General features: G+C 43.8%; 25 protein-coding genes and 1 tRNA gene. 1 reads left to right on the top strand and 25 read right to left on the bottom strand.

Annotation, left to right across the window (positions count from 1 at the left end; translation table 11 throughout):
• Positions 1-14: 14 nt before the first annotated feature.
• On the bottom strand, positions 15-2,132 hold the full coding sequence (locus DESOR_RS17385; protein ID WP_014185894.1) for a glycosyltransferase family 39 protein: 2,118 nt from the start codon (positions 2,130-2,132) through the stop codon (positions 15-17).
• Between the two features lie 308 nt (positions 2,133-2,440).
• Here DESOR_RS17385 and galE point away from each other — a divergent pair, with 308 nt between their 5' ends.
• Entirely contained in the window at positions 2,441-3,433 is a 993-nt protein-coding gene (gene galE, locus DESOR_RS17390; protein WP_014185895.1) for a UDP-glucose 4-epimerase GalE, read from the top strand.
• A 349-nt stretch (positions 3,434-3,782) separates the two neighbouring features.
• On the opposite strand, the gene DESOR_RS17395 is transcribed toward galE, so the two are convergent.
• From DESOR_RS17395 to DESOR_RS17500, 24 genes are all read right to left on the bottom strand, one after another.
• Positions 3,783-5,282: a sensor histidine kinase gene (locus tag DESOR_RS17395; protein ID WP_014185896.1), complete on the bottom strand. Its 1,500-nt coding sequence runs from the start codon at positions 5,280-5,282 to the stop codon at positions 3,783-3,785.
• Positions 5,282-5,962 (bottom strand): response regulator transcription factor, encoded by a 681-nt coding sequence (locus DESOR_RS17400; RefSeq protein ID WP_014185897.1) that lies wholly within the window; start codon positions 5,960-5,962, stop codon positions 5,282-5,284. Before DESOR_RS17400 ends, DESOR_RS17395 begins: the two co-directional genes overlap by 1 nt.
• A gap of 163 nt (positions 5,963-6,125) precedes the next feature.
• The gene (locus DESOR_RS17405) at positions 6,126-7,574 is read right to left on the bottom strand and encodes a DUF4179 domain-containing protein (RefSeq protein ID WP_014185898.1); all 1,449 of its coding nucleotides are present in this window, start codon (positions 7,572-7,574) and stop codon (positions 6,126-6,128) included.
• Positions 7,567-8,115, bottom strand: coding sequence for a sigma-70 family RNA polymerase sigma factor (locus DESOR_RS17410; RefSeq protein ID WP_014185899.1), 549 nt, complete (start codon positions 8,113-8,115; stop codon positions 7,567-7,569). The genes DESOR_RS17405 and DESOR_RS17410 overlap by 8 nt, the downstream gene beginning before the upstream one ends.
• 119 nt (positions 8,116-8,234) lie before the next feature.
• The gene (locus DESOR_RS17415) at positions 8,235-9,740 is read right to left on the bottom strand and encodes a DUF4153 domain-containing protein (RefSeq protein ID WP_014185900.1); all 1,506 of its coding nucleotides are present in this window, start codon (positions 9,738-9,740) and stop codon (positions 8,235-8,237) included.
• Positions 9,741-9,765: 25 nt separating this feature from the next.
• A complete protein-coding gene (locus DESOR_RS17420) occupies positions 9,766-9,984 on the bottom strand; it encodes a helix-turn-helix domain-containing protein (protein ID WP_014185901.1) in 219 nt (72 codons plus the stop codon).
• Between the two features lie 13 nt (positions 9,985-9,997).
• On the bottom strand, positions 9,998-10,459 hold the full coding sequence (locus tag DESOR_RS17425) for a DUF2975 domain-containing protein (protein ID WP_014185902.1): 462 nt from the start codon (positions 10,457-10,459) through the stop codon (positions 9,998-10,000).
• A gap of 212 nt (positions 10,460-10,671) precedes the next feature.
• Positions 10,672-11,385, bottom strand: coding sequence for an aspartate/glutamate racemase family protein (locus DESOR_RS17430; protein WP_014185903.1), 714 nt, complete (start codon positions 11,383-11,385; stop codon positions 10,672-10,674).
• 113 nt (positions 11,386-11,498) lie between these two features.
• Positions 11,499-11,813: a DUF5316 family protein gene (locus DESOR_RS17435; protein ID WP_242832343.1), complete on the bottom strand. Its 315-nt coding sequence runs from the start codon at positions 11,811-11,813 to the stop codon at positions 11,499-11,501.
• A gap of 63 nt (positions 11,814-11,876) precedes the next feature.
• A complete protein-coding gene (locus tag DESOR_RS17440) occupies positions 11,877-12,314 on the bottom strand; it encodes a hypothetical protein (RefSeq protein ID WP_014185905.1) in 438 nt (145 codons plus the stop codon).
• Positions 12,315-12,364: 50 nt separating this feature from the next.
• Complete coding sequence (locus DESOR_RS17445) at positions 12,365-12,658, bottom strand: small multi-drug export protein (RefSeq protein ID WP_174275429.1); 294 nt, start codon at positions 12,656-12,658, stop codon at positions 12,365-12,367.
• A 46-nt stretch (positions 12,659-12,704) separates the two neighbouring features.
• Positions 12,705-13,247, bottom strand: a complete 543-nt coding sequence (locus DESOR_RS17450; protein ID WP_014185906.1) for a hypothetical protein — start codon at positions 13,245-13,247, stop codon at positions 12,705-12,707.
• 33 nt (positions 13,248-13,280) lie between these two features.
• The gene (locus tag DESOR_RS29425; RefSeq protein WP_158309044.1) at positions 13,281-13,451 is read right to left on the bottom strand and encodes a hypothetical protein; all 171 of its coding nucleotides are present in this window, start codon (positions 13,449-13,451) and stop codon (positions 13,281-13,283) included.
• Between the two features lie 312 nt (positions 13,452-13,763).
• Positions 13,764-13,849, bottom strand: a tRNA-Leu gene (locus tag DESOR_RS17455).
• A gap of 60 nt (positions 13,850-13,909) precedes the next feature.
• Positions 13,910-14,896: an acetyl-CoA carboxylase carboxyltransferase subunit alpha gene (locus DESOR_RS17460; protein WP_014185907.1), complete on the bottom strand. Its 987-nt coding sequence runs from the start codon at positions 14,894-14,896 to the stop codon at positions 13,910-13,912.
• Entirely contained in the window at positions 14,880-15,800 is a 921-nt protein-coding gene (gene accD / locus DESOR_RS17465) for an acetyl-CoA carboxylase, carboxyltransferase subunit beta (RefSeq protein ID WP_014185908.1), read from the bottom strand. Before accD ends, DESOR_RS17460 begins: the two co-directional genes overlap by 17 nt.
• A 3-nt stretch (positions 15,801-15,803) precedes the next feature.
• Positions 15,804-16,004 carry a hypothetical protein gene (locus DESOR_RS17470; RefSeq protein ID WP_014185909.1) on the bottom strand — a complete coding sequence of 67 codons (201 nt, stop codon included), beginning with the start codon at positions 16,002-16,004 and terminating at the stop codon, positions 15,804-15,806.
• Positions 16,005-16,073: 69 nt separating this feature from the next.
• Complete coding sequence (coaD, locus tag DESOR_RS17475) at positions 16,074-16,580, bottom strand: pantetheine-phosphate adenylyltransferase (protein WP_014185910.1); 507 nt, start codon at positions 16,578-16,580, stop codon at positions 16,074-16,076.
• 82 nt (positions 16,581-16,662) lie between these two features.
• Positions 16,663-20,214 carry a DNA polymerase III subunit alpha gene (locus tag DESOR_RS17480; protein ID WP_014185911.1) on the bottom strand — a complete coding sequence of 1,184 codons (3,552 nt, stop codon included), beginning with the start codon at positions 20,212-20,214 and terminating at the stop codon, positions 16,663-16,665.
• Positions 20,215-20,287: 73 nt separating this feature from the next.
• The gene (locus DESOR_RS17485) at positions 20,288-21,610 is read right to left on the bottom strand and encodes a DRTGG domain-containing protein (RefSeq protein ID WP_014185912.1); all 1,323 of its coding nucleotides are present in this window, start codon (positions 21,608-21,610) and stop codon (positions 20,288-20,290) included.
• Between the two features lie 78 nt (positions 21,611-21,688).
• A complete protein-coding gene (locus DESOR_RS17490) occupies positions 21,689-21,874 on the bottom strand; it encodes an alpha/beta-type small acid-soluble spore protein (protein WP_014185913.1) in 186 nt (61 codons plus the stop codon).
• 2 nt (positions 21,875-21,876) lie between these two features.
• Complete coding sequence (locus tag DESOR_RS28205; RefSeq protein WP_014185914.1) at positions 21,877-22,017, bottom strand: hypothetical protein; 141 nt, start codon at positions 22,015-22,017, stop codon at positions 21,877-21,879.
• Between the two features lie 132 nt (positions 22,018-22,149).
• A complete protein-coding gene (locus tag DESOR_RS17495; protein WP_014185915.1) occupies positions 22,150-22,845 on the bottom strand; it encodes a metal-dependent hydrolase in 696 nt (231 codons plus the stop codon).
• A 25-nt stretch (positions 22,846-22,870) separates the two neighbouring features.
• On the bottom strand, positions 22,871-23,824 hold the full coding sequence (locus tag DESOR_RS17500; RefSeq protein ID WP_014185916.1) for a glycosyl hydrolase family 18 protein: 954 nt from the start codon (positions 23,822-23,824) through the stop codon (positions 22,871-22,873).
• Positions 23,825-23,837: the final 13 nt, after the last annotated feature.

A 23,837-nucleotide genomic window follows, 5' to 3' on the forward strand; every position in this document is an offset into this window, starting at 1 on the left:
CCGTCGCCTCCTTTCTAATCCAGGGTTACTTCGTATAACGTCACAGAGCCATTTCTATCCGTACCTCTTTCCGCAGAAGCCTCTGTACCGGACTGCCATTCTTCCTGAGGCACTTCCCTGCCGTTTTCCCGAATCCAAGTTTGGACCTCTGAACTTCCTCCGCCAAAGCCTCCGCCTGAAGTTAGGAAATATTTAACCTCGTGATTAGCCACCATTTCTTTCAGCTTATCCACGGTCAAAATTGGGTCATTGCCGGAAAATCCGCCCATCGCCATAACTGCCTGACCGGTCTGGATAATATAGGCTTCAGCTGTACCGGCATTGGTTGTGGCAAATAAATATTTTTCACCGGTGTTGTTAGCTGTCAAATAGTTTATTAAAGCTGAGTTAATATTTTCTTGCCGGCTGAAGCTGACATTTCCATTTCCCGGGTCTTGACCTTGGCTTGGGCCTGCTCCTTGTCCCGGCATACCCCTGCCGGAACTTTCCGGTCCGGCTGCCGGCAGAGTACTGTTCCCGCCATAAAGAAGGGGCGTTGCGGCCCAAAAGAGCGGTGCCATAAGCAGCACTAAAATAGCTCCTGATGCTGCAACCTTTCTTGAATTTCCCCAAACCAGCTTTACCAGGCCTTTTATTTGCGTAATTCCTAAATACAGAGCAGCACCAATTCCCAGAACCCCAACAATTACCGGCAAAGCCAGCCCAATCTGAGCTTTGTAGGGCAGCAAAATATAGACTTGGAATAAGGTTGTTCCTAAAATTCCGGCAGGCAAGAGCCAGCCTTTCCAACCATCACAATTACGGGTAAAACCGTAGAGTTCTGTCCACCCTGCTCCTGTCAGGGCTGCAATAGCCGGGGCAAGCATCACTAAATAATATTGATGGAAAAAGCCTGCTACACTGAAGAAGCCCATCATGGGAAGCAGCCATGCCAGCCAAAAAAGAGTTTCTTTCTGCTTATCGGTCATTGCTTTCTTGCGGCGAAGACCCAGCAATAAGCCTAGAGCACCCAATAAGGCAATGGGCAAAAGCCAGCTGATCTGTCCTGATAATTGAGATTGGAATAAGCGGAAGGGTCCTGGTGTACCTGTGTTGAACATTCCCCCATTTCCCGGTCCTCCCCCGCCGTCATTAGGATTTCCGGCCCGGTTTCTCCCATCATCCCCTGGCAGGGTTCTGGAATTTCCGTCCTGACCGGGAGAAAATCCTGAGGGAAACTGGTTAGAGTCATCCGGGCGCATCCGGCTGCCATCATCAGATCCTTGTTCAAACATCTGATTTGATCCCGGCTGATTAAAGGCCTGATTGCCATCTCCCGGCCGGTTCCCTCCACCCGCCCCTCTCTGACCCGTTAATCGGGAAAGTCCATTATAGCCAAAGGCCAGCTCCAACACAGAGTTAGTCTGACTGCTGCCGATATAGGGACGATTATCCGCAGGGATACTGTCTACTACCACAGCCCATGAAAAGGAAAGGATCAGCAGAACTGCCGTGGAACCGGCCAGAACAGTGAGTTTCTTTTTCAGGTTGGCCTTATAGGCCAGCCAATAAAAGAGATAGAAAGCGGGAAAAACCATAAATGCCTGGAGCATTTTAATGTTAAAGCCTACCCCAATCAGTCCAAAGGCTGCAAGGAACCAAGGCCACTTCTTTGTTTTAACAGCTTTAAAGAGTAACCAGGTTGCCGCAAGAAGAGTAAAAACCAGCAGACTGTCCACATTATTGGTACGGCTCACTGCTGCCGCAATGGGAGTACAGGCCATGACCAGGGCTGACAGTCTTGCAGCAGTTTTGCCAAAGGTCGGTTTCACAAGGATATAAACTAGGATCACCGAGCCTACTCCAGCCAGAGCTTGCGGCAAAATCACACTCCAACCATGGACACCAAATATCGATGCAAACAAGGTTTGGACCCAAAAGGCAACCGGCGGTTTATCCACCGTTACAAATCCTCCGGGATCAAAAGAAGCAAAAAAGAAATTGTGAAAACTTTGCAGCATACTGGTTACGGCAGCTGTGTAATAGGCATTGGCCGATTGATCTTTCCAGATACCGTAAATATTTAAAAACCCAGCTAATAATGCGATGACTATTAAGAACGGATCCCAACGTTTAAGTTTTAGTCCTTTCATCCTTTAATTTCTCCTTTTGCTGTTTCTTTGTTGGTTCCTTTTCCTGTAGGGAACATTCTTGTGATTTTGATTTCTGGATTACTATAACTCTCGTTACTGAATTACTCCTAAATGTAACCTGAAGGTTAAATGAGTGTTTCCTGAAAATTAGCTGAAAATCTAGTTTAAAGATTTAAAATTAAAGGCCTTCCCGCCTGAACCGGCGAAAAAGCTCTTTCTAGCAATGATTTTATATTCAGTTTAGTTTCTTGATTCTTGGCAGGATGTTATAATGGTTTCAGTTTAGGTAATGAAATAAGGAGGCAATTATGGAATCCATCTTAGTATCCGGCGGAGCTGGGTATATTGGCAGTCATACTGTTGTAGCTTTGCTAGAGAAAGGTTATAAACCTGTGGTGCTTGACAGCTTAGTAACTGGGCATCGACAATCCGTGGCAAAGGATGTCCCCTTTTTCCAAGGAGATATCGCCGATTCTCAGCTTGTCCGCAAAATTGTTGAACAAGAGCAAATAAGTGCCGTTATTCATTTTGCCGCACGAAGTTTAGTAGGTGAATCCGCAGAAAAACCTGACCTTTATTTTGAGGAGAATACTGCAAAAACCAACCGTTTTGTCAGCACACTTCTGCACTGCGGAGTAAAGCGGATTATTTTTTCTTCCACTGCGGCTACCTACGGAATCCCTGAAGATATTCCCATACCCGAAACGGCACCTACGGTTCCCATTAACCCTTACGGTTTCTCAAAACTGATGATCGAACAATCCTTTGCTTGGTTAGAAAAGGCTTACGGCCTGGAATGGATAGCTCTGCGTTATTTTAACGCTGCCGGTGCTGTTCTCGACGGCTCCCTAGGCGAGAATCATCAGCCTGAAACCCACCTGATTCCCTTAATCTTAAAAACCGCCTTAGGCCAGCGCAAAGAGATTGGCATCTTCGGTACGGACTATTCTACACCGGATGGTACCTGCATCAGAGATTATATCCATGTGCTGGATTTAGCCATGGCCCACATCCTGGCTTTAGAAGCCCTAGCCAAAGGAACTGCCAAAGGAGTCTATAATGTGGGGACAGGCTCCGGCTACAGCGTTAAAGAGGTAATTGAAACCGCTCGTCGAGTCACTGGCCGAACCATACCTGCTGTAGAATCTCCTCGACGGCCCGGTGACCCTGACAGGTTGGTTGCTAAGGTTGAGAAGATAGAATCGCTTTTAGGATGGACTCCTCGATTTAGTTCTTTGGAGCAGATTATTGAAAGTGCTTGGGCATGGCATCGGAGTCATCCTAAGGGATATGGAGAATAGCCAAGGATAATAGGCCACTGTGGTCGGGCGGCTTCGCCCCACATCGCTCACCCAGCATTCTGAGGCTCGCCTACTCGCCGGCGCGGGAGCTTCACCAAACCTCCGGGTAATACCTGAGGTGAACCTGGCTCCGCATACCCCGCGCCATCTTGTAGGCTTTTACCGCCTCTCCATGCAATGGGTTCACTCCTGTGGGTCGAGGCCGCCCTGGCTTTCGGGTCTATTGTTCTCTAGAATGGTTTGAGGTGTTTTTCAACAAGGAATCCTCAATTCATTCAGGGCAGTAGTCCTTTATAAATAACAAAAAGCAAGCGTCGTTCCTCATAAATAAGGATGACGCTTGCTTTTATTATTCTTCACAGTACTGGGGGAGCCATACGTAAAAGGCAGTGCCTTCTTCATCCTTGCTCTCCACACGAATGGTGCCTCCGTGCAGGTCGACAAGAGATTTGCTAATAGCCAGCCCCAGGCCGGCTCCGCCGTATTTCCGCGTCCTTGAAGAATCACTGCGGTAAAAACGGTCAAAGAGTTTCGGCAAATGTTCCGGGGGGATTCCCGAACCATTATCCTGTACGCTTAATTGAACTCCGCCGGGAGCGCTTTCCAAGGAAATAAGGATTTCTCCTTGTTCAGGATCCGTATGCTGAACAGCATTATGGAAAAGATTCAAGATAACTTGTTTTAACTTGTCCTCTTCAAAGCAGCATTTTAAATCCGAGGTGAGTTTGAGACTGACTTTGCGGTTTCCGGCAAGTACTCTTAACTGAGGAGCCATCCCCTTGATGATTTCATCCAAAACCCCTTCACTGAGCTGAACATTTGGTGAACGGTCTAACTTGGCCAGAAGCAGCAGATCTTGCACCAACTTTTTCATCCGTTCGGACTCATCATACATACTTGTTAAAGATCTGTGCAGTTTATCCGGCTGATTCATAGCCCCTCTCAGTAATACCTCTAAAAAACCGTGAATGGAAGTCAGGGGTGTACGCAGCTCGTGAGAGGCATCGGCCACAAAGCGCCTCATCTGTTCCTTGGCTTCTTTTTCAGCTGCAAAGGATATTTCCAGTCTTTCCAGCATGCCGTTAAAGGAATCTGCCAAGCGATCAATTTCTTCCTGCCCCTGGTCAACAGGCAAGCGTTCGGCTAGATTTCCGGCATCCACTTTTTCGACAGTGTCCACCATCTTTGACAAAGGTATTAAGGTCTTTTTTAATACAGGGATATAGGCCAGCATGCCCCCTATTAGAGCGAGTAAAGCAATTAATAAGAAGGTTAATAGTTGCCGTGTCAGAATATCCCGCAAAGGTTTTGTATCCAGGCTTACCTGGACCACACCAAGCAATTGATCTCTATTCTTGACAGACTGCAGAACAATCAATTGCTCGTTTCCTGAGGCCGGATCGATAATTTTATAAGTTAAATCATGTTTACTGCTTAGAGCATTTTGGTAGTCTTGATCATCAAGCTTGGGGGGAGCCTCTCCATCCTTTGAAGAATTGGAAAGCACGGAAAGAGTTCCATTAGTATCATAAAAGGCAATCGTCGAGTCCGGCAAGAAAAAGAAAGGGACACGACTGGGACCGATGTGAGGCAATTTTATCTCAAAGGCATTGTCCTCAGGAGAGCCTCCTAAGTTAAGATTCATTTCATCAAACAAACTTGCCTTCTCCCATGCTTCAATAGGGATTGACAAAATCTGGCTTTGAATACTTTGAGCTTTATTTTGATAGATAAAACCCCGCATGAAAATATATTGAAAAAGGCCTATGATTACCAGCAATCCCGCAATAAGCAGTAGGGAACGAGATAAGAGCTGAAAGCGAAGTGAGTTAGTTTTAATTCGTTTCATTACAGATCAACCCGATAACCTGCTCCCCGTAAGGTTCGAATTAAACGATGTTCTTTATCGTTTAATTTTTCCCTGAGGGAACGAATATACACCTCGACAATGTTCTCATCTCCGCCGAAGTCATAGCCCCAGACCTTATCCAAGATTTTAGCTTTGCTTAAGACTAAGCCATGATTCAGCACCAGGAATTTCAGCAGCTCATACTCCGTGGTGGATAACTCCAAAACCCTTTGCTCATAAAGGATCTCTTTGCGCCTGTCGTCGATCCGAAAAGCTCCCAGCTCAACCTCTCCAATGAGATTGGGAAATTGATTGCGGATTCTGGCGTGAATGCGTGCCAGCAATTCTTCAAAACTAAAGGGTTTCATCATGTAATCGTCCGCCCCGAGAGTCAATCCTTTCACCCGGTCGTCCACTTCATCTTTAGCGGTAAGCATGATGATAGCCACATTCTCAGTTTTCTTGAGCATCCGACATACTTCAAAGCCATCCATGCCCGGCATCATAACATCAAGAATAACAATATGAGGCTGAAACTGCTTGGCCAAGGTTACCGCTGTCATTCCATCCTGAGCGGTTTGCAGCTCAAATCCTTCCTCTTGCAGGCCCATTTCAAGAAATTGTAAAATATTCGGTTCATCGTCTACCAATAACAGTTTGATACCATTTACTTTCTTCATAGCAATAAGCTCCTTTACATACATAAAAACGGATAATGATTTCTCAGAAGTGTTAGAATGCCGAGTTTAATCATGGGCTTTTGTCTAATTATGCAGCAACAGGTTGAATCCAACCTGAAGGAAAGCTGAAAATTTCCTGAATACTGCCTATTAACAGTATAATCTACTTTATTCGAATATCAAATTTCCCGGTGATTCGAATGGGATAATCTTGAATTTGAAAGGTTAAAGGGGATTGATAGTCTTGATCCAAAGGTAAAGAGATAGTGATGGTTTGATCGTAGCCAGGGGCATCGGAACAAGTTGAAAACCCTTGTCCCTTCGTACTGAAGGAATTCCCAGCTTTATCCGTAAATTCAAAGGACAGGACGCTGTACCCTCGCAGTTTATCCAGATCCGGATTCAGCTTTAACAAAAAATCCATGTAAGCGACATTTTCTAAGAGATTGTCAGTAACCTGATAAAACTTTAACCCCGGCGGAGACTCGATGATCTTTTTCTGGTCGAGGTCAAAGACAAGCTTTGTCTTATCCTTATCTAAAGCCCGGATACTTTTACCCCGCAGGTAGAGTTTTTGGGGCTGGGTAAAATAATTGCTTTGGAAAAAGAGAGTTTCATGGTACTCATCCTCTTTGCTGCCCGTCATTCCGTTGGCAATCCGCCCCCACTCTTCCCCTTGTTCATTGACCAAAGCGAGATCATCAAAAGCAAAGATTTTTTTGCTGTTGGCAGGGTCGAAGACTACCCTTAAGGCCATTCGGGTGGGGTAAATCGTCAGTTTTTCAAAGGTAATTTTCTGGCCCTCAACAACCACACTCTGGTTGATTTCATATACCTTTTTCATACCAGCAAAGAGGTCTTTGTCAACAGGTATGGCTAGTTCCCAGGTTGAAGAAAGCTGATCAAAGGATTCGGGTGGCCGGTCCTGAGGGGCAGCACTAAGCTTTACTTTTAAGCTTATCACAGGGGGAATCTTCGTCCTTTCATTAAAATTGACAGTAATTTGGGAGTACACCTGATGTTCTCCATCCTCACCGGCATCCGCCATACTGCTGTAACCCAGTGCCACCTGCTGCACAGACTCCCCTTGATCATCGAAAAGTTTTACTTCTGATAACTGGACAGGGCTGCCTTTGCCAGAATAGTCCAAGGTATAGAAAAGAATCAAGCTTCCCTCGTCCATAATCATACCATCCACTGTAAAGACAATCCCATCGTGCTCGTCGGAAACTCCCAGGGGCAGGACAAAATCATTTTTGACAGCGGATTGCAGCCCTTTGTCATAGTTGATAAGTTCAACAATATATCCTAAACCCGGGATTTGCTGCAATGCCTCGGCAATGACCGGTGAAACCCTGGCAGAGGTCATGAGTACAGCGAGAAGAAAACAAGCAGCTATCATACTCCATTTCCTGAACCGGCGGCTTTTTTGAACTTTAACGCCTCTTGTCAGACCCCTGTTAATATACTCGTCAAGTTCAAGGGGCACCGGCAGGGCGATTACCTGATGTTTCGCTTTGCTCAGGTCAGCCGCGAGATCGGCAGGGGCGCCGTCTTCTCTATCATTCATGTCATCTGCCCCACGTAATTCATTGCCGTTTTCTTCAAACATGACAATCCCCCTCTCCTAAATACTTTTTAAGCTGTTTGTAAGACTGGGTTAACCAAGTTTTGATCGTCCCTTCAGGCCGTTCCAAGATAAAGGCAATTTCGCGAATGGTTAAGTCTTCAAAATACTTAAGTTCAATCACTTGCCGGTGCATTAAATCGAGACGGTCCAAGGCCATATTAATATCTAAACGCTGCAGCCTGATCTTACTGTCAGGTTCATTGCTGTCATCGGCAGCTGCCGCACACTCCTGACGAATCTCTTCATTAAAAGAGGCAGGCTGAACTTTTCGCCGCTTTAATTCATCGCTGCAAACATTCATGAGTATGCGAATCAGCCAGGTTTGGAAATACTCTGGTCTTTTTAGCTTAGAAACTCCTCGATAAGCCCGAAAGATTGTTTCTTGGATCGCTTCCAAAGCATCCTGTTCACTCTGCAAATACCGGTAAGCAATACGATATAGTTGATTTTTATATGGTTTCAGAAGCTCATAAAAAGCCTCAGCATCTCCTCTTCTGATTGCGGCCATAATCTGCTTTTCCATAGTTCACCTCTTCAATCATTAGACTCAGGAATTAGCTAAAAAGTTTTAATCTGGGCCTAAAAAATTAATGCACAAATCCCCACACCTACTGACGGGTGTGGGGCATCGCTTTTTGGTCACTATTGAGTGAGAACTTTTTGGGCCTCATACTGAGAAATATTAAAGGATTGCCAGGCCTGCTCCTGGGATAACCTCATTTGTTGTTCCTCTAAATATTGTTTCAGATCAGGAGGGGTATTTTCCTCGTTAAGAAGACCGACTAACACCGGGATGCTGTCATAGGATAAATGTCTTAAATAATAGGTATCCAGCTTCCCCGTTTCTAAATATCGAGCAATATTCTTTTGGGCAATAAGTACGTCGATGTTGGCAAAATTCAGCACTAAATAAGCAGCCAGGGCAAGAAGGATATAAGGTTTAAGGAGAGAAAACCGCTCATTCCAAATCTTATAGCAGGCAACTGCCAATAAGACAAACAAGAAGATCATAAAACTATGGGTTAATACTCTTAAATAGGTATAGCCATAGGCCGCCTCATAGAAGGACATTCTTAAAAATGCCGAAACCAGGATCACCATGGTACAGAGCACAAGGAGCGAGTGCAATACCTGCACAGCTCTTGTCAATCCTTTTCCTTCCTTACCGGTAAACTTAAGACTGCTTAACAAAAGACTGAAGTTTATTAGAGTTACTATTAACAACTCAAAAAAACCTCTTCTGGCATATTCGGCATAGGTATAACCCGCGGGTAATACATTATGGAATGCCCCAAACATATAGGTGAACTGAATAACGATGAATATGACATAGACACAATTAATCAAACTTAAGATGGTCACCGAGATGACGGGGTCCCAACTGCCGGCCCTTTGCTGAGCAACAGATTCTTCCCCTTGAGTCTGTCCCTGGTCTTTGGATTTTAATAAACTCCAGGTATAACTAAACATAAAAATACTGATCAGTAACACCAGGATGCCCTGCTGGGGAATATCCGTCAGGTTGATGGTTCCCAAAGAGTTTACCAGCTCACTTATGAGATTTTTAAACAAGTAGTCCGCTGAGGTAAGAAGACTAATGATAATTGTTAAAAGAGGAATTGAGATGGCGACACCCAGCAAAACTTTTTGGAAAGTGTTGTCCTTTTTCCTGCTCTTGGGAATACGCAGGAGGCTTAATCCCACAACCAAGGGTTTTGAGATATTTCCTAAGGTACGGCGGACTCCTTTGCCTATATCCATAACAAAACTTGCCTCAAACCATTGGTGTTTATTTTCTCCAATGATCAAGAGAGTTTGGGCAACGATCAGAATGGGGATGATCACAAAATTAAGGGCCCTGAAAATTTGATTGGCAAAGATCAAATAGGTGGATGACAAAGCTAAAATCGGAATTCCTAAAAACCAGCCGAAGCTGTAGCTGAACCCTATCTTGCGCCTTAAATTCCAGCCAAAGAAGAGATAAAAGGCAATTACAAAAATCAAGTAAGAAATCCCCAGTGATTTTTTATAAAATAAAAAGTCAAAAATCACTCCCAACAAGACTGAGGAAATCAGGAGGATAATATCTTCCTTTTGAACTTCCGTTTTTTTACGTTCATCATTAGGCATTAATATTGCTTCTTCCATGCTTAAGCTCCTTTCAAACTAATTCTTATTTATCACCATCGTCATTTTCATAAGCCAAAATATCCCCCGGCTGGCAATCCAGAGCTTTACAGATTGCCTCAAGGGTTGTGAAGCGAATAGCCTTTGCCTTATTGTTTTTTAGAATAGATAGATTGGCCTGTGTAAGATCTATTTTGGCAGCCAGCTCTGAAGAGCTGATTTTTCTTTTAGCCATCATAACGTCTAAGTTTACGATAATTGACATATCCCAGCCCCCATTAGATTGTTAAATCATTTTCCTCTTTCACCAGTACGGCTTGGTGAAAAACTTCCGCTAAAATGATGGAAAAGAATCCGGCGATAATAAAAACCATGGTCACGATGATCGTAAGAAATGAATTGTAGAAGATAATTTTGATGAAATAGCATGCCGCAATCAGTAAGCTGGAAAAAGCAATCCGGTTAAGACTATGTACATTGCTCATCACAAAGGGGTTACGCTTATTTAAATTCTTAAACATCCTCCTTAATTCATGAACAATGAGCAAAGCAAAAATCCCTGTGATAAAGAGAAAGACCAACAAGAAATTGTAATTTTCACTGGTACGCGTGTACATCAATCCTAAATACCATTTCAAAGCAAAGGGCAAGCTCAAAAAAATCCCTAGTCCCCCGAGAAAGATAAGATTCAAAATATGATTAACGATACCGGAAAACCCTTTTTGATCCAAAATAACCATGCAAAACCCTCCTATTACTTTTCGTAATATGATTATATACAAGGCCTTTTCATTTATCAATATATTTTTATTGATATTCAATAAAAATATATTGATATTCAGTTTTCTTAAATAATATAATATGACCGATTTTAAAATCTTAAAATCTTAAAATCGGTCATCAAGTGGTTTCCTAATCTAATTTAGAGGTAAAGTTTATGTAAAAATCAATCTCAGCTTTGCTTCTCTTTGCATTCATTCTCAAGGGCATAATCAACTGCACCTTTAGCATGAATTAATGCGGTATCAAAAATCCGAACACTGACATCCTCTTCTCCTATCAAGAGACCGATTTCAGTGCACCCTAAAATAACCCCCTCTGCCCCTCGTTCAACCAACATCTTAATAATTCTTTTAAACGCTTCTTTTGAATCTTGATTGATCTTCCCTAAACAAAGCTCTTGATAAATGACTCGGTTTACAACTTCCTTGTCCTTATTGTCAGGAATTAGTACTTTAATCCCTCTGGTTTCTAACCGTAATTTATAAAAATCTTGTTCCATTGTATATTTCGTGCCTAATAATCCGACAGTCTGTATTTTATTCCTTTGAATCCTGTCGGCGGTTATGTCTGCAATATGTAATAATGGAATACTAATATTGTTCTCGACTTGCTCAGCCACTTTATGCATTGTGTTTGTACAAATTAAAATAACCTCTGCTCCTGCCCCTTCGAGACTCTGAGCCGCTTCAGCCAGAATCGTTCCAGCTTTATCCCATTGGTCATTTCTTTGCAGCACCTCGATCTCTTCAAAATCCACACTATATAAAATACATTTGGCAGAATGTAATCCGCCTAGCCTTTCTTTAACCTCTTCATTAATAATTCGGTAATATGAAACCGAGGATTCCCAACTCATACCGCCAATTAAGCCAATAATCTTCATCTTCTTGTCCCCTCCACTATTTAGGCAAATCCAAATCAAGTTAATCTCTCAAAACAAAATAGACCCTTTCATTTGCTCCCGGATTTTAAGTATCTTAGACAAAATACTTTTATTTAAATGTAATAAATAGCGATTTCCACCAGGAAACAGGACAGACCAAACAAGAAAAATGCCGATCCTAGTTTAGTGCGCTTGCTGAAATCCTTAGAACCAGTATAATTGGCTCTGACTCTGTCGCCGCTAACAAATGAACCAGAGAGTACACCACTTATTAACATTGGAATAGCGCCGAGAAGCAAGAGCAGATACTTAATGATGGTGGTATCCTCGAGGAATAGAGAGACAATTAGTAATAGTCCGCCCACAAAGAGCCCGGCTAAAAATGCCCGCATAATTTTCACTTCCAATTCATTACTGATCATTAACATGTTCCATGGTGTGATCAGCAGTTCCCGAAGAGTCAAAAGACCGTTCTTCTTCGGGAACGCAAATTAATTGAAGGAACCAATCTCATAGGTTTGTTTTTCTGTTTTTTTATAAAAACTGGTCATGATCGTATAGCCAAAAATCAAACCGGAAAACTCATAAAATAATGTAGAATACGTCATAAAACTTGGTATTTTAAGAGAAAAGGCAAAGGATAAGACAAGGTAAAAAGCAGAGATACCTGACGGAATCCCCATTATCACAAGCCTAATAAGATTAACTGTCCATCTTCCCTGTTTACGGAACTCTTTGAGGAAATGTTCCAGTCCTAAAAGAAGCCCTATTACAATGCAAATCAAGCAGTATCCGGCCATCCCCGGGAGAGGTCGATAATGCCTGCCTATCCAGACTTTAATCGTAAAAAATCCCCAACCTGCTGCTGCAAGAGATCCCAACAGAACCAGTACATACAAAAGATAGATCAGTATCTTTGTGTATCTCATCCTCTCACCCCTCTAATTATTTAGTTTATTTTTACAGCATCTGAACCCCCTCAAACCCTAAGGTACTTATGAGTAAGGGAAATAGTCCATACAATAATGCCAATACTCATCCAAAGAATAAGTCGTCTGGGGGACGCTCCCAGTGAAATTCCTATTGCTGCCCCCAGGGGAGCACCCATTATAAGCGGGGATAACATTCCTAACCCGATCACTCCGTACTTTTCCCAAATCCTATAAATGCGTCCTTTGTTCTTTTCTCGTTTTTCCTTCTTCTTCAGCTTTTCATTTATATCTCCATTATGAACAAACGATAATTCGGCATAATAACCTCTCCCGTGATGCAAAATCCAAAATCGACACTGGTGTCGATTTTCCCTTACCCATTTCCATTTAGCCTACTAAGTAATTAGCCTCCTTCATTAGACCCATCATAAGCAACAGTACAACAATTGACATAATAAACAGAGGAATGAATACCAACATTACTAACGCCGGTATTACGAAGACAGCATGCGCAATCACTGCCATACCAACACGTAAATACAAATAATACTTCCAGCGGCTCAAAGCCATATTTTCAAGCTCACCAAAACTTTTTTCCGCCGCTAATTCCGCAATTCCGTGACAAAGGTGAAAAACCATTAGCAAATCAAGAAGGACTATTATGATTCCCATCAACATGAATATTCCCCATATGGAATTCAGATTAAATTGTTCAATAGGCACTTGAATTTGGTATAGGTCAAAAATAGACAAAATCGCTAGTACTACAGTATATTTTCGAGCTTCAATAAAATGTGAATTAACAGAGACTATTTCTTTTAAACCTAAGTAGATTAGCCAATAGCCAATAACATCAGGAAGAATATCAACCCCCTGAATCCTAAAGTCAAAGAAAAACAGAAAACCCCAGTACATCTTGTTAAATCCCACTTTAAATCCCCTCAGACTTTCCAAACATTCTAATCAGATTTTATCATAAAGGATTTTTCGTCCTGCAGCTCTCCGATTATCATCCGTTTCCCTTCTCATCAGCAGCAGTTCTAACTCCTTTGCCTTTGCACCCGAATAAACAACATAGTCTATGAGAAACCTCCCACCCCACCCTTGTGAAATCTTAGGAGACCAAGCTATCACCTTGGAAAGCTCTTTCACATATTATGAATAAGAGTCAATCCTGTTAATGTACTAAAATTCTTAATGAACGGCAATTCAAATTCGTCAGCGCTGACGAATTTCACCCACACCCCTATCATCTCATATTTTACCCGCGAAATAAGGAGAACGCTGTCTTTTGAAACATTATCATAATGCTAAATTGAACTAAAAAGAAAAGCGCGAATCTAATCACGCTTTTCCTTTCCTAAAAGTGACTATATTTATGTCTTTTTCTAAATCCCCAGACTCTAACACAAAACAAAAAAAGACCCGAAGGCCTTGAATTTACTGTGGTGGGCGAGGTGGGACTTGAACCCACACATACTCACATATATCGGTTTTTGAGACCGACGCGTCTGCCATTCCGCCACTCGCCCGTTATTCATTTTGTTGCCTCAATTACGACGGCTTAGTTATAATAACACTAAAGGATTAGCTTAGTCAAGTGTTTTTGTTAAATTTATATTTGAAGTTTCTTGGAAAGCTCCAATAGCCCGCAGCTTTTCGTATCGCTTTTGACAAAGCACTTCCGGGTCTTCTGAGCGAAGCCGGATAAGATGTTTGGCAATGACCTGAGACAATTCCTCCGCTGTTTGCTGGAGGCTGTTATGGGCTCCCCCTTGAGGTTCGCGGACTAATTCATCAGCAACGCCCAGACTTAACAAATCCTGAGCCGTAAACTTCAATGCAGCCGCCGCTTCTTTGGCTTTACCGGGGTCTTTCCAAAGAATTGATGCGCAGCTCTCCGGGGCAATCACAGAGTAAAAGGAATTCTCCAGCATCAAGAGGACATTACCTACACCCAAGGCCAGGGCGCCGCCGCTGCCGCCTTCACCGATGACGGTACTGATGACCGGAACGTGGTAACCTGACATGGCGAGGAGACAGCGGGCAATAGCCTCCCCTTGTCCCCGCTCTTCTGCTCCCAAGTCACAAGCAGCTCCCGGAGTATCGATAAAGGTCAAAATCGGCCGGCCAAACTTTTCCGCCTGATCCATGAGGCGTACCGCTTTGCGGTAGCCTTCCGGATGGGGCATGCCGAAATTCCGTTTAATATTCTCTTTAGTGTCTTTACCCTTAACCTGGGCCACAACCGTCACAGGAATGCCATGAAATAGAGCTATTCCCCCTGCTATGGAGCGATCATCGGCATAGAGCCGGTCCCCTTTAAGTTCTATGAAATCTTCAAACAAAAGGGGGGAATAATCGTAAAAATTCGGCCGCTCCGAATGCCTGGCAATTTGCACCTTCTGCCAAGGTTCCAGGTTGCCGTAAATCTCTTTCTTTAATTGAAGAACTTTTTTCTCAAGAGTGGAAACTTCTTGAGAAAGGTCAATTCCTTTGTCTGCAGAAAATTTCCGGAGTTCCAGAATTCTCTGTTCCAGTTCTGCTATAGGTTTTTCAAATTCAAATAGTTGAGCCATACTGAGCCCCTTCCTGATGGTACCGCAGTAAACGTGCTAAAACCGGCCGCATTTGAGCACGGGACACAATCAAATCTATAGAACCATGCTCCTGGTTAAACTCAGCCGTTTGTGCTCCTTTAGGGAGTTCTTGCCCCATAGTTTGTTTAATAACGCGAGGGCCTGTGAAGCCAATTAAGGCATTGGGTTCGGAGATCATGATATCTCCCAGGGAGGCATAGCTGGCTGTCACGCCGCCAAAGGTTGGATCAGTAAATACGGAAATATATAATAAGTGATTTTCTGCTAGTTTTGCCAAAGCCGCACTGGTTTTAGCCATTTGGTAAAGGGACAGAATCCCTTCTTGCATCCTAGCGCCTCCGGATGTGGAAAAAATGACTACCGGCAGCCGTAATTCAATAGCTCTTTCAATGGCACGAGCAATTTTTTCACCCACAACCGATCCCATGCTGCCCATGATAAAATTTGCTTCATTGATGGCAATTACAAAAGGAATACCCTCCACACTGGCTCGGCCAGTGAGTACTCCTTCCTGCATTCCCGACTTGTCTTGTGCTTCGGAGAGTTTTTCGTCATATCCGGGAAATGCCAAAGAATCTAAGGTCTTGAGTTCAGTATCCCATTCTTCAAAACTATTTTCATCCACTAGTAAGTTAAGACGTGCCCTGGCAGAAATTCTGAAATGATGCTCACAGCTTGTGCAAACTCGAGCATTTTCATCCAGGTCTTTATTGAAGAGAACTTCTCCGCACTTAGGACATTTTGCCCAGAGACCATCCGGAAGTTCTTTCTTCACAGGTACTGCAGACTCTTCTTTAGGCAACGCCTCAGAAGGGCTGCGTTCCGGCTTCTGACCGGATTTAATGGTAACATATTTTGTTTTCCTGAATATATCTTTAAACATAAATTAGCTCCCCATTGCGCCGGTTATAATTTCATGCGCTTCTTCAGCTTCGGATTCCGGAACGAGAATCTCAACGGAAGCATGTTCACCAAGATGCGCCGAACCAATGGGACGAAGTTGGACCAGCATCCCTTCATCTGTGAGAACTCTCTTATACTTTTCTGCGATTAATTTATTGGGAGCAATATAAATGACCGTCCACATTTCGTAAATCCCCCTTTTTAAATCGATTTATAATACCACAGCTCTTTTGATTGTGCAACAAAGCGGTATTTAATCCTTTTCATTAGAGTCAGAACGAAGACTGGCGAACTTCATGTTAAGGGCTTTTTCTACATGCTGGGGCACAAAATCCAAAACTCCGGCATGTAAACTTGCTGCCCATTTAATCGCACTTGAGCTGATAAAGGAGTATTCACTTTGGGTCATAAGAAAAATCGTTTCTATATCCGGAGCAATCTTTTTGTTCATTAGGGCAAGTTGGAACTCATATTCAAAATCGGATAAGGCACGGAGTCCTCGTATGATTGCTTTAGCCCCGCATTGCCGAGCAAATTCTACGGTTAAGCCTTCAAAAACACGGACACTGACATTCGGCATGTCTTTAGTCGCTTCTAAGAGCAACTCCATTCGTTCTCCCAGAGTAAACAAGGGACTCTTTTTGCTATCCGCCGCAACAGCAATAATCAAACCATCAAATAACTCTTTGGCCCGGGATAGAATATCCAGATGTCCTTTGGTTACCGGGTCGAATGTTCCGGGGTATATTGCAATACGCACTCACTATCACCTTTTCATAATTTATGGATGTTTTGATGGAGCTTTCTACTTAAAATCTAAGAATCCTGCAAAGAAAAAAGGTTTAGGCAAAATTTTTAACGGATTGCCAGACAACATTTTGCTGATTCAGGACTTTTTGAAGGGCACTGGTCAACTCATCCTGATCAGAAACCCAATAACTCCGATTTCCTTCCAGGACTTTCCTGGTATCTTCAAAATAGAAATAAACCGGCTGGCTGCCCGGATAACGTTGTAAGATTTTCAAGACGTTTTCCATGATGTCTGTGGATTCATGAGAAAATCTCAAAAAGAGCCGTTTCGGCAAAACCGCCTGAGGGGCATGATAAGCAGCAATTTTTTCATCCGGCAAAGAGCCGGAAGCTGCAACACTATTCTCTCCCCCACTATTCTCTCCTCCGGGCTTTAAATCTTCCAATTTGGTGATCTTTTCAGCAAAGATCTTCTTTTCGTCATCACGGATATTATACCGGCCAGTCACAACAATAACATCATCATTAGTTAAGCTGGCGGTTTGCGCGTAGACCCTGGGAAACACCAGGACTTCGATTCCCGCCGTTAAATCTTCCAGAACAAAGCTCGCCATCATCTCTCCCTTTTTGGTTACATTCTGCCGGAAACCTGTTACTAACCCGCCAAGAATAACTTTCTTCTCTTCGTCTCCTTCTAAACAAGTCAAAATGTCCGATGAGATAAAGTTTTTTAGGATCGGCAAAACCGACGAGAGAGGATGCCCGCTTAAATACAAACCCAAATATTCTTTTTCCATGTCCAAAATTTCTCGTTCACTTAAATCCGGAACTTGAGGAAGGACAGTCACTTCGTCCATTCCCTCATCAAAATCAAAAAGGGAGAACTGTCCGGAAAGTCTGTCTTTCTGCCGCCGCCCTGTGGACTCCAGTACTTGATCCATGACTTTCAAAGCCTGATTCCGTGAGCATAGGGAACTAAAAGCACCGGCACGTATTAAACTTTCCATAACACGCTTGTTTAAAACCTTTTGATCCACACGCAAGCAGAAATCATCCAGGGACTTAAAGATCCCCTCTTTCCTGGCCTCCAGAATCTTCTCCACAACGTTAACCCCTACATTGCGGATAGCTCCCAGTCCAAAGCGAATCGCTTGCTTCTCAATGGAAAAGCCCACTTGACTGTACTGAACATCCGGCGGCAGGACCTCAATGCCGCTTAAGCGAGCATCTTGAATGTAGAAGGATATCTTATCCGACGAGCCCATAACCGTACTCAAAAGAGCCGCCATAAACTCCAAAGGATAATTAGCCTTTAAGTAGGCTGTCTGATAAGAAATTACAGCATAGGCCGTGGCGTGGCCTTTATTGAAGCCATATTCTGCGAATTTAGCCATTAAATCGAAGATTTCTTCCGCTTCTTTTAGGGTAAGACCCAGTCGCAGGGCTCCGGGAATAATCCATTCTCCGTTAGAGTCCTGAAGTCCATGGACAAAATTCTGACGTTCTTCCGCCATGATTTCCTTCTTCTTTTTCCCCATGGCTCGACGGAGCAAATCCGCTCGTCCCAGGGAATAGCCAGCCAAATCCCGAGCGATCTGCATGACTTGTTCCTGGTAGACAATCACTCCGTAGGTTGATTTCAGAATGGGTTCCAGCTTCGGATGCAGATATGTGATATTACCCCCATGTTTTCGGCGCAGAAATTCCGGGATTTGCTCCATAGGACCCGGGCGGTACAAGGCGATAACAGCGATAATATCCTCAAAACAGGAAGGCTTCAGATCCTTTAAAATTCCCCGCATCCCGCCGCTTTCTAACTGAAAGATCCCCGTACTGTTTCCGGAAGACAGAAGCTCATAAGTCTTGGCATCATCCAGGGCTAAGGTGTGCAGATCCAGCTTAAAACCTTGAGTTTCCTCAATTCGCTGCACAGCCTCTTGAAGAATGGTTAAATTCCTTAATCCCAAAAAGTCCATTTTGAGGAGCCCGATTTCCTCCACAGTTTTCATGGGAAACTGGGTCATGACAAAATCCTCGGAGGTCCTCTGCAAAGGCAGGTAATTCACAAGAGAATCTTTGGAAATCACGATCCCGGCAGCATGAGTGGAAGCATGGCGGGGCATTCCTTCCAGGGACTTGGCTAAGGTGTAGAGCCGTTTGGTTTCCTCATCCTCATCAATCAGGCGGGCTAAATCCGGAGATACTTCCAAGGCCTTTTCCAAGGTCATTCCCGGGTCAGAAGGAATTGCCTTAGCGACCTTATCCACCCGGTACAAAGGAATGGCCATAACTCTGCCTACATCTCGGATAGCCGCTTTAGCTCCCATGGTTCCGAAGGTAATTATCTGGCATACTTTATCAGCACCGTATTTGTCCGTAACATAGTGGATCACACGCTCCCGGCCTTCCGGGTCAAAATCTATGTCAATATCCGGCATGGAAACACGCTCCGGATTTAAGAAACGCTCAAAGAGCAAATCAAAGCGCATGGGCTCGACGGAGGTTATCCCTAATAAGTAAGCCACCATACTTGCCGCAGCTGATCCCCGTCCTGGCCCTACAGCCACACCATTGGCTCTGGCATAACGGCAAAAGTCGGCAACAATTAAAAAGTAGCCGGAGAAACCTGTTTGGAAAATAACTCGAAGCTCATACTCTAATCGTTCTTGTTCTTTGGCCGTCATTTGAGGATAAAAATGGGGAAAAGCCTTGCGGCATTCTGCTTCAAGGAAACTATCCAAGGTATAACCTGCCGGAACATCAAACACCGGCAAATAATTTTCTCCAAACTGGAAATCCAACTGACAGCGCTGAGCAATCTGTTGGGTATTAGTCAGCAGCTCAGGATGCTCCCCAAAGAGCAGCGCCATTTCCTGTTCAGATTTCAGGAAAAACTCCTGGCTGGAAAAACGCATTCTGGAAGCATCCTCCAAAGTTTTACCTGTTTGAATACAGAGCAGTGCATCTTGAACAAAAGCATCCTCACGCTGAACATAGTGGACGTCATTGGTCGCCACCATGGGAATTCCTGTGCGCTCATGAACCTTCCACATGCCGGCATTCACTTCCCTCTGTTCTTCCAGCCCATGATCCTGGACTTCCAAAAAGAAATTTCCCTTCCCAAAAATATCTTCATACTCACGAGCCTTCTCAACAGCCATATCCAATTGATCATGAACTAAGTGATCCGAGACCTCCCCTGCTAAACAGGCACTCAAGGCAATAAGACCTTGAGAATGCTTGCGAAGGATTTCTTTATCCACTCGAGGCTTATAATAGAAGCCTTCGATATGAGCCATGGAAACCAGGCGAATCAAGTTGCGATATCCTTGTTCATTCTCAGCCAGCAAGACTAAGTGAAAATTCGCGTCGTCCTTTCCTGCAGCCTTGTCTGTCCTCTTATGAGGAGCGACATAAACTTCACAGCCAATAATCGGTTTGATTCCTGCCTGGCGACAAGCCTTATAGAAATCAATGACTCCATACATGACTCCATGGTCGGTGATCGCCAAAGCCGGCATGTTTAAATCTGCGGCACGCTGAACTAAACTCTTAATTCGAGCCGCTCCGTCCAGCAGACTATACTCCGTATGATTGTGAAGGTGAACAAAGCCACAGGTTTCTTTAGGGGTATCCGCCATCATCGTTCACCTTCCTTCTTGAAAAACCCCCTCCATCCATAACGATGAGGGGGTTCTTTCTGCCGCATCAATCCCCTTAATGGGCTGCATCACTCACTAATTTTTTATCGCCAATTCGGGCTGTCATCAGACCCTTGGCAACTAACTCATTATTCGCTGTTACTTCGACTTCAATGTTGCAGTGTTTTTTAGCAACAAGCAGCAGCTTTGCCGTAACCATGATTTCCGTTCCCACGGCAATGGGCTGCAGCTGGTAGAGAGTAAAATTCTCGGTAATGGCATTGAGCCGGTATTTCTTGCGCAAAGCAATATACCCAGCCATATTCATAACCGTTACGATCACTCCGCAGCTTGCCGAACCGTAGTCATCACTCATAGCCTTGGTAATTTCCCCTTCAATGGTGAGATGTTCCGCTTCTTCCACGAAGCGAAAACCGCTCAAGACCAGATTGTCCACAGTTTCACCAAATTGAGGTTGTTTCTGAACTTGCTGGTAAGCTTCAATCACATCCTGCAAGCTAAGAATGCCTATTAATTTTCCTTCTTCGGCAACCACAGCGATTTCCCAACCCTCCCAAACCATGATTCGGGAAACATGAGTTACCGGGTCATCTTTGCCCACTATAAAAGGATTGGCATTCATTACCTCTACAATCGGTGTATGAAGATCTACTCCTGCTACATCTACAGCGGAGACTATACCCACAAGGGTCATATCCTCCTCGACGACCGGAAACCGGCTATGGTCAGTATCATGGGAAAGTTTTCTCCAATCATCCACCGTCGCGTCAATGGTTAAATAGCTTACATCGTTGACCATAATATCTTCTACCAAGATAAGCTCTTTCTGAATTAAGCGGTCATAGAGAGCTCGATTAATCATGGAGGTAACTGCAAAGGTATCATAGGGAGACTGGATAATCACCAATTCATTTTTCTTTGCAAGAGCTACGACCTCTTCATCAGGTTCAAAGCCGCCGGTAATTAACAGTGACACATGACTATTTAAGGCAGCCATCTGAACATCGCGACGGTTCCCTAAAATACACAAAGATCCTGCTTCTAAATAGCGAATCACCGTGTTTAACTCCATTGCAGCAATAACGAATTTAGTTGGGGAGCGATCGAGATGCTCAAAGCCACAGATTACCACTCCTTCAGCAATCTGTGATACCTCACGCAAGGTCAGGTCCTCAATTTGCCGCTCTTTAACCCCTTCAATCCGAATCGTTCCAACCTTAGGAATCGAACTTACAAACCCTTTGGCTTCAGCTTCTTTAATAGCTCGATAGGCTGTTCCTTCACTAACGTCTAATTCTTTAGCAATGAAGCGAACAGAAACTTTACTGCCAATTGCAAGATTTTCAATAAAGGTTAAAATTTGTTGATGCTTTGTCAACGATACTACGCTCCCCACTATTACTATATCGGAGTATTATTATATCACATGATTTTGTATTCAACTACATTTATGAAACTAGCTGTCCTTTCTCCGTCTTTGAGTCATAAGCCCTCCAATTCTTCCCGCATCTTTAGCGCTCAAGGAGTGCCATCCTTTTTGGTTGATCTGTTCCAACAGACCTAACTCTGCTGCAATTTCCATCTTCAGCGGTTCTAACGGATCTATCCGTTTTACCTTTACCTTTGCTTTTTTCGGCTTCATAACTAGATTCTCCCCCTGCTCATGAGATTAAGATCTTCCTCATAATGCGGGCAATTTGGTCCACGTTCACCAATAATGTGTTCCAAACGGCATCGTCCTTCAATCCCATAAAGACAGCGAAGTGCACATTGTTTTCTATTCATTCCATTCATCTCCCTTAAGCTAAAAGATTATCTCCTCTAGATTAAGTTTGACCATTTCTGCATAAAAATATCCCACTTGAAAACAAGCAGGATATTTTAACTAGATCGAAAACATAATATTTTGCAGACTTTTTAAATTTCGTAGGATTCGCCAGGTTTAAGAGCCTTGCCGGAGCTTTCCGGAACCCGGCGCTGCAGGAGATGCAGAAATTCTCCTACATCCTGAGCAATCACCGGAAACGTATTGTAATGCATGGGGATGACCATTTTGGGACGTAATAATTGAGAAGCATGAACCGCCTCTTCAACCCCCATAACGAAATTATCCCCGATGGGCAGCATGGCAACTTCGATAGGATAGCGCCGGCCAATCAGTTCCATATCTCCGAAGAGACCTGTATCTCCCGCATGATAAAGCCATTTGCCTTCTATTTGTATTAAAAAGCCGCAAGCCAGGCCCCCATAGATCATATCCCCCTCGGGATTTTCTATCCCTGATCCATGAAAAGCTTGGGTAAGTTTAACCCAGCCAAAGGGAAACTCATGTTTGCCGCCGATGTGCATGGCATGAGCCTTAGCACCCCTTCTCTGACAGTAATTTGCCAGTTCAAAAACAGCAATAATTGGTGCTCCCGTCTGTTTTGACAGACGTATGGCGTCACCCAAGTGATCGGCATGCCCATGAGTTACAAGTATCCCATCTAAATAGGTGAAATCTTCAGGCTTAGCCGTAGCGCTTGGATTGCCGGTTAAAAAAGGATCAATAAGAATTCTGCCTGCTTCCCACTCAATTTCGAAGCAGGCATGTCCATGGAAATGAATACGCATACTTTTTAAAACCCTCCTGTTATCATTAGGCTTTATTAGCTTGAAGCACTTCCCAAAAACGAGGATAGCTAAGGTTCATTTCCCAAATGGCCACACCACGTATGCCCTTTTGCTTGGCAAGCTGAAGTTTTTCCCTTAAACTCCTCAGATCTTCAAAATATACTGTATGACGAACTCCTCTGGTCTCATAATGGAAATAGGTACTGCGCTGCTTGGCATCCCATTGTAAAGGGGCTCCGTATCTCCGAGCCAGCTCATTTGCCCGCTGATAGCCAATAACTTTTCCTTTGCCGCCCACAGGCCAGTCATACCCGTATAAAGGTATTCCCATAAAAATCCTTTCCCGGGGAATATTAGCGATGGCATAATCCAACACTTGAGCTACCCATGGCAGGGAGGCTACCGACCCAGGCTCACTATCTGCCCAATGTTCTTCGTAAGTCATGATAATAACCTCATCCACTGCCCGGCCAATGGTTTTAAAATCAAAGGATCCCTTCCATGGATCCTGAGGCTCATCCGCAGTTTTAGCCGGAACATCAATGGAAACCAAAAAATTGGCTTGCCGGAACATCAGCGACCAGTTTTGGATAAGCTGACTGAAAAGGGCCCGATCTGCCGGCGCCGTTTTCTCCAGGTCCAGATTAACTCCGTCCAATCGATACTCAACTAGAATATCACGTATGTTTCGCCAAACAAGGTTGGAAAAGTCTTGATCTCTCACGAGCCTTGCCATGAGAGTGGATGAAAACTTGCCCTGCCGCGTTAAATTGCTGATTACTAAAAAAACCTTAATCCCCATAGCATGAGCTTCATCAATTACCTTCCGGCCGGGGCGTCCCTGAATGGAACCATCATTCTGAATAGAAACCTCAAACATTGCTAACTGCTGAATAGTATGACCGTACTGTTTTAAATACGGGTAACCTTTTGTCTGATCAGTTAAGCCATTATAAAAGGCAAATACGTTTAATGGCATACTTATACCCCCT

The sequence above is a fragment of the Desulfosporosinus orientis DSM 765 genome (assembly GCF_000235605.1).
GTDB lineage: Bacteria > Bacillota > Desulfitobacteriia > Desulfitobacteriales > Desulfitobacteriaceae > Desulfosporosinus > Desulfosporosinus orientis.